The 15,710-nt window shown below is 72.4% G+C and carries 12 protein-coding genes; 10 read left to right on the top strand and 2 right to left on the bottom strand.

The genetic code is table 11. The annotated features are described in order from the left end of the window. Positions 1–240: 240 nt before the first annotated feature. Together ACIP89_RS16880 and ACIP89_RS16875 are read left to right on the top strand one after the other, a co-directional pair. Complete coding sequence (locus ACIP89_RS16880) at positions 241–1,599, top strand: dicarboxylate/amino acid:cation symporter (RefSeq protein WP_401927344.1); 1,359 nt, start codon at positions 241–243, stop codon at positions 1,597–1,599. A gap of 122 nt (positions 1,600–1,721) precedes the next feature. Continuing rightward, positions 1,722–2,366, top strand: a complete 645-nt coding sequence (locus tag ACIP89_RS16875) for a TetR/AcrR family transcriptional regulator (protein WP_402115471.1) — start codon at positions 1,722–1,724, stop codon at positions 2,364–2,366. Here ACIP89_RS16875 and ACIP89_RS16870 read toward each other — a convergent pair. After that, on the bottom strand, positions 2,329–3,168 hold the full coding sequence (locus ACIP89_RS16870; RefSeq protein WP_402115469.1) for a MaoC/PaaZ C-terminal domain-containing protein: 840 nt from the start codon (positions 3,166–3,168) through the stop codon (positions 2,329–2,331). The genes ACIP89_RS16875 and ACIP89_RS16870 overlap by 38 nt on opposite strands. Before the next feature lie 4 nt (positions 3,169–3,172). Beyond that, a complete protein-coding gene (locus ACIP89_RS16865; RefSeq protein ID WP_402115467.1) occupies positions 3,173–4,492 on the bottom strand; it encodes a 3-oxoacyl-ACP reductase in 1,320 nt (439 codons plus the stop codon). Positions 4,493–4,568: 76 nt separating this feature from the next. On the opposite strand from ACIP89_RS16865, the gene ACIP89_RS16860 reads away from it, so the two are divergent. The 8 genes from ACIP89_RS16860 to ACIP89_RS16825 all read left to right on the top strand — a co-directional run bounded on the left by ACIP89_RS16860 (position 4,569) and on the right by ACIP89_RS16825 (position 15,673). Then, the gene (locus ACIP89_RS16860) at positions 4,569–5,846 is read left to right on the top strand and encodes an acetyl-CoA C-acetyltransferase (protein ID WP_402115465.1); all 1,278 of its coding nucleotides are present in this window, start codon (positions 4,569–4,571) and stop codon (positions 5,844–5,846) included. Between the two features lie 57 nt (positions 5,847–5,903). Then, positions 5,904–7,826, top strand: coding sequence for an AMP-dependent synthetase/ligase (locus ACIP89_RS16855; RefSeq protein WP_401927243.1), 1,923 nt, complete (start codon positions 5,904–5,906; stop codon positions 7,824–7,826). Between the two features lie 380 nt (positions 7,827–8,206). After that, on the top strand, positions 8,207–9,259 hold the full coding sequence (locus ACIP89_RS16850; protein WP_402115464.1) for a hypothetical protein: 1,053 nt from the start codon (positions 8,207–8,209) through the stop codon (positions 9,257–9,259). Positions 9,260–9,298: 39 nt separating this feature from the next. Then, positions 9,299–10,243, top strand: coding sequence for an LLM class F420-dependent oxidoreductase (locus ACIP89_RS16845; protein WP_402115462.1), 945 nt, complete (start codon positions 9,299–9,301; stop codon positions 10,241–10,243). Between the two features lie 10 nt (positions 10,244–10,253). Beyond that, complete coding sequence (locus ACIP89_RS16840) at positions 10,254–11,039, top strand: SDR family NAD(P)-dependent oxidoreductase (RefSeq protein WP_402115461.1); 786 nt, start codon at positions 10,254–10,256, stop codon at positions 11,037–11,039. A gap of 123 nt (positions 11,040–11,162) precedes the next feature. After that, positions 11,163–12,284: an LLM class flavin-dependent oxidoreductase gene (locus ACIP89_RS16835; protein WP_402115460.1), complete on the top strand. Its 1,122-nt coding sequence runs from the start codon at positions 11,163–11,165 to the stop codon at positions 12,282–12,284. A gap of 189 nt (positions 12,285–12,473) precedes the next feature. Beyond that, a complete protein-coding gene (locus ACIP89_RS16830) occupies positions 12,474–14,213 on the top strand; it encodes an amidohydrolase family protein (RefSeq protein WP_401927231.1) in 1,740 nt (579 codons plus the stop codon). Next, positions 14,210–15,673 carry an aldehyde dehydrogenase family protein gene (locus tag ACIP89_RS16825; protein WP_401927317.1) on the top strand — a complete coding sequence of 488 codons (1,464 nt, stop codon included), beginning with the start codon at positions 14,210–14,212 and terminating at the stop codon, positions 15,671–15,673. The genes ACIP89_RS16830 and ACIP89_RS16825 overlap by 4 nt, the downstream gene beginning before the upstream one ends. The last annotated feature ends 37 nt before the right edge of the window (positions 15,674–15,710 follow it).

The raw sequence follows: 15,710 nt of genomic DNA, 5'->3' as shown, positions 1-15,710 counted from the left end.
CTCAAAGTTCAAGTGTTAACGTGTTCGGCATGAAGACAGCTGTGCGCCTCCGACCTGCCGCGAGCATCCCGCTCGTGGCGCGCCTGCATGTCGATCTCTGCCGCTGTATGTCCGCGGTCTGTTGCCGCAACGTCTGAACGGCATCATGCAGCGGCGCCGCCTCTGACGCGGGCGCCGCACCCCCGTCCCCTCCGCACACCGTCCCCGTGCGTCCCGATGCGTCACATCTGGAGTGTGTCCGTGTCCGCGAACCCCGCGTCCGCCACCACCGATGAGCCCTCCGGCTCCGGTTTCCGCATACCCAAGGTCCCGTTCTGGGCCCAGATCGTCGCCGGTCTCGTCCTCGGCGTACTGCTCGGCTGGCTCGCCCGCAGCCAGGACATCGACTGGCTCTACACCACGCTCGACAAGGTCGGCCACATCTTCGTCCAGCTGCTGAAGCTGGCCGTCGCGCCCCTCGTCTTCTTCGCGATCCTGGTGTCGATCACCAACCTGCGCAAAGTCAACAACGCCGCCAGGCTGGCGGGCCGCACCGTCCTCTGGTTCATGATCACCTCGCTGATCGCGGTCGCCATCGGCCTCGCGATCGGCCTGATCACCAACCCGGGCTCCGGCACCGGCCTCACGCCGAAGGACGGCAAGGCCCCGGAGCACGCGGGCTCCTGGCTCGACTTCCTGACGGGCATCATCCCGGAGAACGTGATCACTCCGTTCACCGACCTGAACGTCCTTCAGATCGTCTTCATGGCCGCCGTCGCCGGTATCGCCGCCCTGCAGCTCGGCGAGAAGGCCCAGCCGATCCTCAACCTCAGCGAAGCCGTCCTGGAGCTCCTCCAGAAGGCCCTGTGGTGGGTCATCCGCCTCGCCCCGATCGGCACCATCGGCCTCATCGGCTACGCCATCGCGGACTACGGCTGGGACCTGATCGGCAAGTACGCCACGTTCACCGCCGACGTCTACATCGGCTGCGCACTGGTGATGTTCGGCGTCTACCCGCTGCTCCTGGCCACCGTGGCCAAGGTCAGCCCGCTCCAGTTCTTCAAGGGCGCCTGGCCCGCGATCCAGCTCGGCTTCGTCTCGCGCTCCTCGGTCGGCACCATGCCGGTCACCCAGCAGGTCACCGAGCGCCTCGGCGTCCCGAAGGAGTACGCCTCCTTCTCGGTCCCGTTCGGCGCGACGACCAAGATGGACGGCTGCGCCGCGATCTACCCGGCGCTGGCCGCGATCTTCATCGCGCAGATCTTCGACGTCCAGCTGGGTGTCGGTGACTACATCCTCATCGCGTTCGTCTCGGTGATCGGCTCCGCGGCCACCGCCGGTCTCACCGGCGCCACGGTCATGCTGACCCTGACGCTGTCGACGCTGGGCCTCCCGCTGGAGGGCGTCGGCCTGCTGATGGCCATCGACCCGATCCTGGACATGATGCGGACCGCGACGAACGTGGCGGGCCAGGCGCTGGTCCCGGTGCTCGTCTCGGCGCGCGAGAAGATCCTCGACCACGACCTGTACAACTCGGCCTCCGCCTCCCCGGTGGACGAGGCCGAGACCGAGGCCGAGGTCCAGGACAGCGAGCCGGCGAAGGTGCCCGTCCCCGCCTGATCCACGCTGTCCCCGACGGCGGTGCCCCGTACCCTCACAGCCTGGGTACGGGGCACCGCCGTTTTGCGAACGCGCCGTACTCTTACCGGGGAGTAGTGCAGCGGGGGCGGGAGGAGTCCGGCATGGGTGCTGTGAAGGGCAAGCGGATGCCGCGCGCCGTGCGCGAGCAGCAGATGATGGACGCCGCGGTGCGGACGTTCGGGCGGCGCGGCTACCGGGCCGCCTCCATGGACGAGATCGCCGAGCTGGCCGGGGTGTCCAAGCCACTGGTGTACCTCTACCTGAATTCGAAGGACGAGCTGTTCACCGCGTGCATCCGGCGCGAGGCCCGGGAACTGCTCGCGGCCGTCCAGGCGGGGGCGGAGCCGGGGCTGCCCGCCGACCGGCAACTGTGGTCCGGGCTCCAGGCGTTCTTCACGCACACCGCGCGGAACCCGGACGGCTGGGCGGTGCTGTACCGGCAGGCGCGTACGCACGGGGAGCCGTTCGCCACCGAGGTGAGCGTGATGCGCGACGAGATCGTTGCGTTCGTGACGGGTCTGATCGGCGCGGCGGCCCGCGAGGCCCATCACGACCCGGCGCTCCCCGACCGGGACGTGGCGGGGCTCGCGCAGGCGCTGGTGGGCGCCGCGGAGTCGCTCGCCGGCTGGGCGAACGAGACCCCGGGCGTCTCGGCGAAGGAGGCGGCGGCCACCTTGATGAACTTCTCCTGGGCGGGCCTGGAGAACCTCATGAACGGGCGCTCCTGGCAGTCGCCGTCCCGGTGAGGTGGACGCGGGTCTCGTCGCCCTCGCCGTCGCGGAGCTGGAAGCCGGTGCCGTCGGAGGCGTAGGTGACGGTGCCGGGGAGCAGGACGGGTGCCCTGAAGTCGGCCCGTACCGTGTGAATCAGGTGTGGCCGCGGGGTCTGTGCGAGGCAGCGGGCCACGGTCCACATGCCGTGCGCGATGGCGCGCGGGAAGCCGAACAGCCGTGCCGTCAGCGGGTACAGGTGGATGGGGTTGCGGTCGCCGGAGGCTGCTCCGTAGCGCCGCCCCAGGTCTGCGGGGAGCCGCCACTCGGCGACGGCGGGGAGCGCCGGGCCGGGGGTGGCGGGGGCCGGGGACGTGCCCGTACGTGTCGGGTGCCGGGACAGGTAGCCGCTGCGGGACTCCCACACCAGCTCGCCCGAGAGCCGGGCCTCGGTGACCACGGTGACCTCCGTGCCCCGTCGGTGCGGGGTCAGCCCGGCCGCGTACACGGTCAGTTCGAGTGCGTCCGCGGGGTGCAGGGTCCGGTGTGCGGTGATCTCGATCCAGGTGTGGACGAGTCCGGTGACCGGCAGCGGGAAGCGGCGCCGGGTCATCAGCCGCATCGCGAGCGGGAAGGCCAGGACGTGCGGGTAGGTGACCGGCAGGGCGTCCGGCTCCGTGAAGCCGCAGATCGCGCGGTAGGCGGCCAGCGGACCGGCCGCGGGACGGGCGGCGGGGGCGGTCGCGCGGTCGGGCGGCAGTACGGCGCCCGACCGGCCGGGCCGTTTGAACGGGGACGTGGCGGCGCCGCGCGCCAGCGAGAGGAGCAGGCTCGGCACCGGGTCACGCCCCCAGCAGGCTCTGGCCGCAGACCCGGACGACCTGGCCGTTGACGGCGCTGGAGGCGGGCTGGGCGAACCAGGCGGTCGTCTCGGCGACATCGACCGGGAGCCCGCCCTGCGAGAGCGAGTTCATCCGGCGGCCGGCCTCGCGGATGAAGAGCGGCACGGCCGCGGTCATCTTCGTCTCGATGAAGCCGGGGGCGACCGCGTTGACGGTGACGCCGTGCTCTGCCTCCGCACGCGGGGCGAGCGAACGGACCAGCCCGATGACGCCGGCCTTGCTCGCCGCGTAGTTGGTCTGGCCGTTGTTGCCGGCGATGCCCGCGATGGAGGCGGTGGCGATGATCCGGCCGCCCCGGTTGACGGTGCCGGTCTTCAGCAGCGCGTCCGTGGTGCGCAGGACGCTGTCGAGGTTGACGTCGATGACCGGGGCCCAGCGGTCGGCGGGCATGTTGGCGAGCCGCCGGTCGCGGGTGATGCCGGCGTTGTGGACGAGGACGTCGAGGCCGTCCGGGGCGGCGGCGGTGATCCTGGCCGCCGCGTCGGCCGCGGTGATGTCCAGCGGCAGGGCGGTCGCGCCGAGCCGGGCGGCGGTGCGCTCCAGGTCCTCGCGTGCCTGCGGGACGTCCAGGCAGACGACGTGGGCGCCGTCCCGGGCGAGCACGGAGGCGACCGAGGCGCCGATGCCGCGCGCCGCCCCGGTGACCAGCGCGGTGCGCCCGGCGAGCGGGGCGGCCCAGTCGTCGACCGGGGCCGGTGCGGCCGAGGTCACCTCGATGACCTGGCCGCTGATGTACGCGGACCGGGGCGACAGCAGGAAGCGCAGGGTGGATTCGGCGCCGGCGACCGCGCCGGGCACGACGCGGACCAGCTGCGCGGTCGAGCCCTTGCCGATCTCCTTGCCGAGGGAGCGCACGAAGCCTTCGAGGGCCTGCTGCGCGGCGGCCTGGTGGTGGTCGTCCGGGGACGGCCGCACGCCGAGGACGACGACGCGGCCGCCCGGTGCCAGGGAGCGGACGACGGGGTGCAGCGCGCCGTGCACGGCCCCGAGCCCGGCGGCGGTGCCGACGGCCGTGGCGTCCAGCACGAGCGCGGCGGGCCGCTCCGCGCTCGCCCTCACCTCCAGTCCGGTCGCGGCGAGGACCGCGCCGAGCTCGTCGGTCACGGTGGAGTCCCCGGCCGTGAGGTGGAGGACGGGACCGGTCAGTGCCGGGGTCTCCAGGGACCAGCGGCGCAGCGGGGCGGGCTGCGGCAGGCCGATCCGCCGGGTCAGGAACCGGCCGGTCGCTGTGCCGGTGAAGTGCAGATAGCGGTCGGCCATTGTCCAGACTCCCTGCTCGGTCTTAGATTTACTCCAGAGTAAGGTTACTCAAGGGTCAGGAGTTGGTCGAGATGAGTTGGTCGAGTTGATTCCCCTCGCACTTCCGCGGCCCCGCAGGGTCGCGGTCATCGGGGGCAGCCGTATCCCCTTCGCCCGCTCCGACGGGCCGTACGCGCAGGCGTCCAACCAGCAGATGCTCACCGCCGCGCTGGACGGACTGGTCGAGCGGTTCGGGCTCCAGGGGCAGCGGGTCGGGGAGTTCACGGCCGGCGCGGTCCTCAAGCACAGCCGGGACTTCAACCTGGCCCGGGAGACCGTGCTCGGCTCCCGGCTCGACCCGCGCACCCCCGCGTACGACATCCAGCAAGCCTGCGGCACCGGCCTCCAGGCCGTCATCGCCGCCGCCAACAAGATCATGCTCGGGGCGCTCGACTCGGCGGTCGCGGGCGGCGCGGACACCACGAGCGACGCGCCCCTCGGCGTCAACGACGAGCTGCGCAGGCTGCTGCTGTCGGCGCGCCGCGCGAAGTCGGCGGGCGGCCGGGCGAAGGCCCTCGCGGGCGTACGCCCCCGCCACCTCGTCCCGGACATCCCGCGCAACGCGGAGCCCCGCACCGGTCTCTCGATGGGCGACCACGCGGCGGTCACCGCCCGGCAGTGGGACATCGCCCGCGCGGACCAGGACCTGCTCGCCGCCACCAGTCACCAGCGCCTCGCCGCCGCCTACGAGCGGGGGTTCCTGGACGACCTGGTCGTCCCGTACCTCGGTCTGGACCGGGACCAGAACCTGCGCCCCGGCTCGACCGTGGAGAAACTCGCCACCCTGAAGCCGGTGTTCGGCGCCGACCACCCGGACGCGACGATGACCGCGGGCAACTCCACCCCGCTCACGGACGGCGCGGCGACGGTGCTGCTGGCGAGCGAGGAGTGGGCCGAGCGGCACGGGCACGAACCGCTCGCCTACCTCTCGCTGTACGAGACGGCCGCGGTCGACTACGTGGGCGGCGAGGACGGACTGCTGATGGCGCCCGCGTACGCCGTACCGAGGCTGCTGGAGCGGGCCGGGCTCGGCGTCGGGGACTTCGACCTCTTCGAGGTCCATGAGGCCTTCGCCTCCCAGGTGCTCGCCACGCTGGCCGCCTGGGAGAAGGCGGGACTGGCCCCCGTCGACCGGGAGAAGCTCAACGTGGCCGGCTCCTCGCTCGCCACCGGGCACCCGTTCGCCGCGACGGGCGCCCGGATCGTCGCCACCCTCGCCAAGCTCCTCGCGGAGCGGGACGCCCCGGGACGCGGGCTGATCTCGATCTGCGCGGCCGGCGGCCAGGGCGTCACGGCGATCCTCGAACGCCCCTGACCCGAAACCCCGCACACGGAGGCACGGCCCGACCCGTTCCGCCCCCGCCCGACCCCGATGCCCGAGGAGCCGCACGTGTCCACGCCACCCGCCACCACCACCGCGCCCGTCCTGGTCGAGCCCGCCAAGGTCAGGGCCGCCGACGGCACCGTCCAGCAGGTCTCCGTACCGGCGTTCGCCCCGCCCGTCCGGCGCGGCTCGCTCGCGGAGATCCCGTTCGAGAACGCCCGCGAGGCACCGGCCGACGCCGTCCTCAGCCGCAAGCAGCCGGACGGCGGCTGGCAGGACGTGACGGCGGCGGAGTTCGCGGGCGAGGTGCTCGCCGTCGCCAAGGGCCTGATCGCGGAAGGGCTGCGGGGCGGGGACCGCATCGCGATCATGGCCCGGACGACGTACGAGTGGACGCTGCTGGACTTCGCGGCGTGGGCCGCCGGACTGGTCACCGTCCCCATCTACCCGACCTCCTCCGCCTTCCAGGCCCGCTGGATACTCCAGGACTCGGGCGCCGCCGCCTGCGCGGTCGAGACGGCGGAGCAGGGCCGCCTCATCAGCCAGGAACGCAAGCAGCTCGGCGGCCTCACCCACCTCTGGCAGTTCGACACGGGCATGCTGGGGCGGCTGAAGACGGCCGGCCGGGACGTTCCCGACGACGCCGTCGCGGCCCGTCGCGCCACCCTGGAACCCGAGACTCCCGCCACCCTCATCTACACCTCCGGCACCACCGGCCGCCCCAAGGGCTGTGTGCTGACCCACGGCAACTTCTACGCCGAGGTCGACAACGCCATCGAGCTGCTGCACCCGGTGTTCACATCGGTCAGCAAGTACCCCGCGTCCACCCTGCTGTTCCTGCCGCTGTCGCACGTCTTCGGCCGGATGGTCGCGATCGGCTGCCTGCGCGCCAGGGTCCGGCTCGGCCACGCCCCGTCCATCCAGACCGACGACCTGCTCGCGGACCTGGCCGGTTTCAGACCGTCGTTCCTGCTGGCCATCCCGTACGTCCTGGAAAAGGTCTACAACACCGGCCGGGCCACCGCCGAGAAGATGGGCCGCGCCTCGTCCTTCGACCGGGCCGCCCGGATCGCCCAGCGCTACGGCCAGGCCGTCGAAGCCGCGGAACACGGCACCGGACCCGGTCCCGGACTCGGTCTGCGGGCGGCCCGCGCGCTCTACGACCCGCTGGTCTACCGCCGGATCAGGGCCGCACTCGGCGGCCAGGTCCGGTACGCGATCTGCGGCGGCTCCCCGCTGGGCAGCCGGCTCGCCGCCTTCTACGCGGGCGCCGGCATCGAGATCTTCGAGGGCTACGGGCTGACGGAGACCACCGCCGCCGCCACCGTGACCCCGCCGCTGAGACCGCGTCTGGGCACGGTCGGCTGGCCGCTGCCGGGCACCGCCGTCCGCATCGCGCCGGACGGTGAGGTGCTGCTCAGCGGGGGCCAGGTGTTCCAGGGCTACTGGGACGCGGAGCGCGGCCAGGCCGTTCCCGCGCTCGACGGCGGCTGGTTCGCCACCGGGGACCTGGGCGCGCTCGACGAGGACGGCTACCTCACGATCACCGGCCGCAAGAAGGACATCATCATCACCTCGGGCGGCAAGAACGTCACCCCGGCCCCGCTGGAGGACTGGCTGCGCGCCCACCCGCTGGTCAGCCAGTGCATGGTGGTCGGCGACAACCGCTCGTTCATCACCGCCCTGATCACCCTGGAGCCGGACGGGCTCTCCCACTGGCGCCGGATGCGGAAGAAGGAGGGCGTCCCGGTGCGCGAACTGATCCACGACGAGGAACTGCACGCCACGCTGCAACGCGCGGTCGACGAGGCCAACCGGCTCGTCTCCCGCGCCGAGTCGATCCGGAAGTTCAGCGTGCTGCCGGTGGACTTCACCGAGGAGCGCGGCCATCTGACGCCGTCGCTGAAGCTGAAGCGGGACGCGATCACCCGGGACTTCGCGGCGGAGATCGAGGAGCTCTACCGCAAGTGAGGCGGCCTTGGTGCGGGGTCGCCGGGTGCGGGGTTCCAGGGTGCGGGGTGCGGGGTCGCCGGGTGCGGGGTTCCAGGGTGCGGGGTTCCGTCCTCAATCGCCGGACGGGCTTGATTGTGCGGGTGCGCCTGCCCGGTGGGTGGGGTTCGGGGTCCCTCCGGGGCGTCTCCTCGGGCGACGAACGTGCGGGGGGTCCGGACAGGCAACCGGGTCTGTGTTCGTCGTCCTGCGGGGACTCCCCCGCACGCCCCCGAACCCGGCCGTCGCGCGTCTGCGGCAGTCGTTTCGCGACTTTCGTCTCCCGTCCGGATACTTTCGTCCGGGGGTCCTGGCCCCTCGGCCGATGACCGCCGTCGGGTGTCCGGACCAGCATCGGTTCCATGGCCTCCGCACGCGCACACCGCCTCCGCTCCGCGCTCGGCCTCTTCCTGCTGGCCCCGCTGATCGGGGAGTTCCTGCTGGGCAACCAGCCGATCACGGCGCTGCCCTCGGTGTTCCTGCTCGCGCCCCTGTATGGCGGCGGCGCGCTGCTGGTCCGGGAGACGGCCCGCCGGGCCGGGCGCGGCTGGCCCACCATGATCCTGCTCGGGGCGGCCTACGCGCTGGTCGAGGAGGGCCCGGTCGACCAGATGCTGTGGAATCCGCACTACGGCGGCTTCGACCTGGGGGCCGCGTACGCGGGAGCCCGGGTGCCGCTGCTGGACACCAGCGTTCAGCTGCTCCAGGACGTGCTGACGCTGCACACCGTGTGGAGCGTCTGCGTGCCCATCGCCCTCGTCGAGGCCTTCGCCCGCGACGGTGACCGCAGCCGTCCCTGGCTCGGCCTCCCCGGCCTCTCGGCGGCCGCCCTCGTGTTCACCGCCGGTTCGGGATTCCTCGCCCTGGCCCAGGTGGAGTCCGAGGACTTCGTGGCCACGCCCGCGCAGTTCGCCGCGGCGGGCGTGCTCATCGCCGCACTGATCACCGCGGCCTTCCTCTGCCGTCGGCCGGGAGCGCGGCACCCGGCCGGGCGCACGCCGCCCGCGCCCCGGGTGGTCGGTGTGCTGTCCTTCGCCGCCACGAGCGCGTACTGGGGGCGGGAGTACCTGCCGGACGGGGTGCCGGCGGCGGTGCCCGTGCTCGGCTGGGCGCTCCTGGTGGCCGTGGTGCTGGTGCCGTGCGTCCGCTGGGCGCGCGGTGAGGGGTGGACCGGAGCGCACCGGCTCGGGCTCGCCGGGGGCGCGCTGCTCACCTATGCCTGGGTGGGCTTCGAGCAGGTGCGGTACCTGGACGTGTCCCGCGCCACCGGTCTCCTCGGCAACGCGGTGTTCGCGACGGGCGCCCTGGTGCTGCTGGCCGCGGCGGCGCGGGCGGGCGCCTGCGGCCGGGTTCACCCCCGCCCCTTGTCTGATGCAGCGTCAGGTACGACGATGGCCCCGCGCGTCGTTAAGTGACGGTGCGTCAGATCTGGTCCAGGGGAAGGAGGCCGGACGGTGCCGATACTGCCCGCCGGGCCGCTGTCGTACGGGATGCAGCTCCCGATCCAGTCGCAGAGTGCCATCTACGCAGAACCGTGGGAGGCCGGGGCCACGCCCTTCGACCTCGTCGAGATCGCCCGCACCGCCGACCGCACCGGGTTCGCGTACCTCGCGAGCTGTGACCACGTGGCCATTCCGCGCCGGCTCGCGGAGGGGATGAGCACGGTCTGGTACGACCCGGTGGCCACGCTCGGGTTCCTCGCCGGGGTCACCGAGCGCGTGCTGCTGATGAGCCATGTCGCGGTCGTCGGGCTGCGCCATCCGCTGGCCACCGCCAAGCAGTACGCGACCCTCGACCACCTCAGCGGGGGCCGGCTGATCCTCGGGGTCGGCGCCGGGCACGTGCGCGAGGAGTTCGAGGCGCTCGGGGCGGACTTCGACGGGCGCGGCGGCGTGCTCGACGAGACCGTCGACGCGCTGAGGGCCGCGCTCGGGCCCGAGGAGTACCCGGAGTTCGCGGGGGAGCGGTTCTCCTTCAGCGGGCTCGGCCAGCTGCCCAGGCCCGCCCAGGAGCGGGTGCCGATCTGGGTGGGCGGGTCCTCGCCCGCCGCGGTGCGCAGGGCGGCCGTGCGGGGGGACGGCTGGCTGCCGCAGGGCGATCCGCGCGGGAAGCTGCCGGAGCAGATCGGCCGGCTGCACGCGCTGCGGGAGGCCGCCGGGGTGGCGGAGCCGATCGTCGTCGGGGCCATCACGGAGCCGCTGTACGTGGGCGAGCCGGACTGGTCCGTGGGGCGGCGCACCCTCAGCGGGAAACCGGAGGCGCTGGCGGAGTCGCTGCGGGAGTACGCCGCGATGGGCGTGCACCAGATACAGGTGCGCTTCCGCAGTCGCAGCAGGGCCGAACTGACCGATCAGATGGCGGCGTTCGCCGCCGATGTCGCACCTCACCTCGACAGGTAGGAGTCAGGTCATGGGGAAGCTGGACGGGCGGACCGTGCTGATCAGCGGCGCGGCGCGCGGGCAGGGCGAGCAGGAGGCGCGGCTCTTCGCCGCGGAGGGCGCCCGGGTGGTGATCGCCGATGTGCTCGACGAGCAGGGCGAGGCGCTCGCGAAGGAGCTGGGGGAGGGGACCGCGCTCTTCGTCCACCTCGACGTGAGCCAGGAGGCAGACTGGCAGGCGGCGGTCGCCGCGGCGAAGGGCGCCTTCGGGCGGATCGACGGGCTGGTCAACAACGCGGGGATCCTGCGGTTCAACGAGCTGGTGACCACGCCGCTGGAGGAGTTCCAGCAGGTGGTGCAGGTCAACCAGGTGGGCGCCTTCCTGGGGATCAGGACCGTCGCGCCCGAGATCGTGGCGGCGGGCGGCGGGACGATCGTCAACACCTCCTCGTACACCGGGCTCACCGGCATGGCGTTCGTCGGCGCGTACGCCGCGACCAAGCACGCCGTGCTGGGCCTGACCAAGGTGGCGGCGGTGGAGTTGGCGGCGAAGGGGGTCAGGGTCAACGCCGTCTGCCCCGGGGCCGTGGACACCGCGATGTCCAATCCGGCGATGCTGGACCCGGACGCCGACCAGGAGGAGTCGAAGGGGGCGGTGGACGCGCTCTACCGCAAGCTCGTCCCGCTCGGCCGGATCGGCCGCCCGGAGGAGGTGGCCGCCCTGGCGCTGTTCCTGACCTCGGACGACTCCTCGTACATCACCGGGCAGCCGTTCGTCATCGACGGCGGATGGCTGGCCGGGGTCAGCCTCTTCTGACCGCCGCCAACTCCACCTCACCTGACGAAGCGTCAGGTATTGACGGGTCCGGATGTCGGTGGAACAGTCGGACGCATCAGAATCTGACGGAGTGTCAGAAACGATTGAGGACGGTGAACCCCCTTGGAATTCGGGCTCTTTGTACAGGGGTATGTGCCCGCCGCGCGGGCCAAGGCGGACCCCGGGGCAGAGCACAAGGCGCTGATCGAGGAGACCGAGTACGTCATCCAGGCGGACAAGTCCGGCTTCAAGTACGCCTGGGCCTCCGAGCACCACTTCCTGGAGGAGTACTCGCACATCTCGGCCAACGACGTGTACCTGGGCTACCTCGCCCACGCCACGGACCGCATCCACCTCGGATCCGGCATCTTCAACCCGCTCGCCCCGGTCAACCACCCGGTGAAGGTGGCCGAGAAGGTCGCCATGATGGACCACCTCTCCGAGGGGCGCTTCGAATTCGGCTCCGGGCGCGGGGCGGGCAGCCACGAGATCCTCGGGTTCATGCCGGGCATCACCGACATGAACCACACCAAGGACCTCTGGGAGGAGACCATCGGGGAGTTCCCCAAGATGTGGCTCCAGGACGAGTACGTCGGCTTCCAGGGCAAGAGCTGGTCGCTGCCGCCGCGCAAGATCCTGCCCAAGCCGTACGGGAAGTCGCACCCGGCGATGTGGTACGCGGCCGGCTCGCCGTCCTCGTACGCCATGGCGGGCAGGAAGGGGCTCGGCGTGCTGGGCTTCAGCGTGCAGAAGGTCTCCGACATGGAGTGGGTCGTCGAGTCCTACAAGACCGCCGTCAAGGACGCCGAGCCGATCGGTGACTTCGTCAACGACAACGTGATGGTCACCTCGACGGCGATCTGTGCCGAGACCCACAAGAAGGCCGTCGAGATCGCGGTGGGCGGCGGGCTGAACTACCTCCAGTCGCTGCTGTTCCGCTACCACGACACGTTCCCGCGCCCGGAGGGCATCCCGGAGTGGCCGGAGCTGCTGCCGGAGTACTCGGAGGAGATCATCGAACTCCTCATCGCCGAGGAGCTGATGATCTGCGGCGATCCGGACGAGGTGCTGGCGCAGTGCCGGCGGTGGGAGCGGGCGGGGGCGGACCAGCTGAGCTTCGGCCTGCCGATCGGGATCAGTCCCGAGTCCACGCTGAACTCGATCAAGCTGATCGGCGAGCACGTGATCCCGAAGATCGACACGGACCCGGTCCACCGGACGACGCGGTTCCGCGACGCGGCGTGACCGGCCCCGCCGGCGTCTGAGGCGCGGGTTCCCGGGGGCGCTGCCCCGCCCCCCCCAGGAGGCTTGATTCCGCCGGCCCCACACACGGGCGGCGTCTTCCCGGACCGCCGTTCCGCCGGCCGGGGTGCGTACCGCGGCCGTACGCACCCCGGCACACATTCGGTTCTGTACACACGGAAGGGACCCCTCATGCTCGACCACCTCATCCGCGGAGCGACCGTCGTGGACGGCACCGGCGGGCCCTCCTACCTCGCGGACATCGGCATCCGTGACGGCCGTATCGCCGTCGTCGCGGAACCCGGTAAGGCCCCCGGGCCCGCCGCGACCACAGAGGACGCCACCGGTCTGGTCCTCGCGCCCGGGTTCGTCGACCCGCACACCCACTACGACGCCCAGCTCTTCTGGGACCCGTACGCCACCCCGTCGATGAACCACGGAGTGACCACCGTCGCCGGGGGCAACTGCGGATTCACCCTCGCCCCGCTCCACCCGGACCGGCCGGAGGACGCCGACTACACCCGGCGCATGATGTCGCGGGTCGAGGGCATGGCGCTCAAGGCGCTGGAGGAGGGGGTCGACTGGACCTGGTCCAGCTTCCGCGAGTACCTCGACGCGCTCGACGGGCGGATCGCCGTCAACGCCGGATTCATGGTCGGGCACTGCGCGCTGCGCCGGCACGTCATGGGGGCGGAGGCGGTCGGCGGGCAGCCGACGCCCGCTCAGCTCGACGCCATGCTGGCGCTGTTCCACGACGCGATGGACGCCGGGGCGTGGGGCCTGTCCACCACCCAGTCCTCCACCCACGCCGACGGCGACGGGCAGCCGGTCGCCTCCCGGCACGCGCTGCCCGAGGAACTCCTCGCGCTCTCCCGCGCGGTCGGCGAGCACGAGGGCACCCAGATCGAGGCGATCGTGGCGGGCTGCCTCGACCAGTTCTCCGACGAGGAGATCGAACTGTTCGTCGACATGACGGCGGCCGCCGGACGCCCGCTCAACTGGAACGTCCTGACCATCGACGCCGCCGTCCCGGAACGCGTACCGCGCCAGCTGGTCCCCAGCGAACGCGCCCGCCGCGCGGGCGGCCGGATCGTCGCGCTCACGATGCCGATCCTGACCCCGATGAACATGTCGCTCGGCACGTTCTGCGCCCTCAACCTGATCCCCGGCTGGGGCGACATCCTGTCCCTGCCCGTCCCCGAGCGCATCGAGCGGCTGCGGGACGCGGACACCCGCACGGAGATGCTGCGCCGCGCCAACAGCAAGGAGGCCGGTGTCTTCCGCCGCCTCGCGAACTTCGGCCGGTACGTCATCGGGGACACCTACAGCGCCGCCAACGAGGGCCTCAGCGGCCGGGTCGTCAACGACATCGCCGCAGAGCGCGGCCAGGACCCCTTCCAGTGCCTCGTCGAGATCTGCGCCGCCGACGAACTGCGCACGGTCCTGTGGCCGATGCCCACCGACAACGACCCGGACTCCTGGGCGCTGCGCCGGCGGACCTGGGAGCACGAGGACGTCATGCTCGGCGGCTCCGACGCGGGCGCCCACCTGGACCGGATGTGCGGGGCCCCGTACACCACCCGGTTCATCGGGGACTGCCTGCGCGGCCGCAAGCTCGTACCCCTCGAAGCGGCCGTCAAGATGCTCACCGACGACCCCGCGCGCCTCTTCGGCCTGCGCGACCGGGGCCGGATCGCGGAGGGTTACCACGCCGACCTGGTGCTCTTCGACCCCGAACGCATCGACGCGGGCCCGGCCACCCTCGTCCACGACCTGCCCGGCGACAGTCCCCGGCTCGACTCCAAGGCCCTCGGAATCGTGTCGGTCCGGGTCAACGGGGTGGAGACGCTGCGCGACGACAAGGTGACCGGCGCGGTCCCCGGCACGGTGCTGCGCTCCGGACGCGACACCCGGACGGTGAGCACGCAGTGACCACGACTCCCCAGCGCCTCTTCATCGGCGGCGAGTGGACCGAGCCCGCGAACGGCCACTACGAGGTGATCAACCCGGCCACGGAGGACGTCGTCGGACTGGCCCCGGAGGCGAGCCGGGCGCAGGTGTACGAGGCGGCCGCCGCGGCCCGTGAGGCCTTCGCGAGCTGGTCCCGGAGCCGCCCGGAGGAACGCGCCGCGATCCTCGGCCGCGCCGCGGACCTGATGCAGCGCGACTTCACCGCCAACGCCGCGCTCGCCCAGGCGGAGAGCGGCGCCACCACCGGCACCGCGCGCGGGATGCAGGTGGCGGTGGGCGCCGCCCGGTTCCGGCGGTACGCGAAGGGCGCCCTGGAACCGGCGGAGGAGGCGGTCCCGCCGCAGATCAACGAGGCCGGTCCGATGGGCCGGGCCGGGATCTTCGGGGCGCTCGCGGTCCGCCAGCCGGTCGGCGTCGTCACCTGCATCACCTCGTACAACAACCCCTGGGCCAACCCGGCGGGCAAGATCGCCCCGGCGCTCGCGATGGGCAACACGGTCGTCGTGAAACCCGCGCCGCAGGACCCGCTCTCCGTCTTCCGGATGGCCGAGGCGCTCGCGGAGGCCGGTGTTCCGCCGGGCGTCGTCAACGTGATCAGCGGTTCGGGCGCGGAAGCGGGCGAGGCCGCCGTGGACTCGCCCGACGTCGACATGGTCAGCTTCACCGGCTCCACCTCGGTCGGGCAGCGCATCGCGGAGGTCTGCGGCCGGTCCATGAAGCGGCAGCTGATGGAGCTGGGCGGCAAGGGCGCCGCCGTGGTGCTCGACGACGCCGACCTCGACTCGGCGGTGGCGGGCATCGGCACCACGTTCTCGTTCTACAGCGGTCAGATCTGTACGGCTCCGACCCGCGTCCTGGTCCAGCGGGCGGCGCACGACGCTCTGATCGAGAAGCTCGCGGCCTACGCCGGATACCTGGCGGTCGGTGATCCGACGGCGAAGGGCACGGTCGTCGGCCCGGTCATCTCCGCCGCCCACCGGGACCGCGTCGAGTCGTACGTCGAGCTGGGCCGCAAGGAGGGGGCCAGGATCGTCACGGGCGGCGACCGCCCGGACCCCACCGGCAGCGGCTTCTACGTGGCGCCCACGCTGCTGGCCGACTGCACGCCCGGCATGCGGGTCGTGCGGGAGGAGATCTTCGGCCCGGTCGTGGTGGTCGTGCCCTTCGACGACGAGGAGGAGGGCATCACGCTGGCCAACGACAGCGACTACGGACTGATCGACTACGTCTGGTCCGGCGATGTGGCCCGCGCCTTCCGCGTCGCCCGCAGGCTGCGGGCCGGCGGGGTCGGCGTGAACACGATCGGACGGAACATGGAGGCCCCGTTCGGCGGGTTCAAGCGCAGCGGGGTGGGACGCGACGTCGGCTCGTACGCCCTGCACGCCTACAGCGAGCTCCAGGCGATCGTCTGGCCGGGCTGAACGCCGCCCGCCCCGCACCGGCGGCCGGAGAGGACGC

This window comes from Streptomyces sp. NPDC088730 (assembly GCF_044751215.1).
GTDB lineage: Bacteria > Actinomycetota > Actinomycetes > Streptomycetales > Streptomycetaceae > Streptomyces.
The sequence above is the reverse complement of the archived record's forward strand: the minus strand, read 5'-3'. Positions and strand labels throughout refer to the sequence as shown.

Coding starts and splice junctions, on each gene's coding strand:
- ACIP89_RS16830 (WP_401927231.1), top strand. CDS start 12,474: ATGCTCGACCACCTCATCCGCGGAGCGACCGTCGTGGACGGCACCGGC.
- ACIP89_RS16840 (WP_402115461.1), top strand. CDS start 10,254: ATGGGGAAGCTGGACGGGCGGACCGTGCTGATCAGCGGCGCGGCGCGC.
- ACIP89_RS16855 (WP_401927243.1), top strand. CDS start 5,904: ATGCCCGAGGAGCCGCACGTGTCCACGCCACCCGCCACCACCACCGCG.
- ACIP89_RS16875 (WP_402115471.1), top strand. CDS start 1,722: ATGGGTGCTGTGAAGGGCAAGCGGATGCCGCGCGCCGTGCGCGAGCAG.
- ACIP89_RS16850 (WP_402115464.1), top strand. CDS start 8,207: ATGGCCTCCGCACGCGCACACCGCCTCCGCTCCGCGCTCGGCCTCTTC.
- ACIP89_RS16865 (WP_402115467.1), bottom strand. CDS start 4,492: ATGGCCGACCGCTATCTGCACTTCACCGGCACAGCGACCGGCCGGTTC.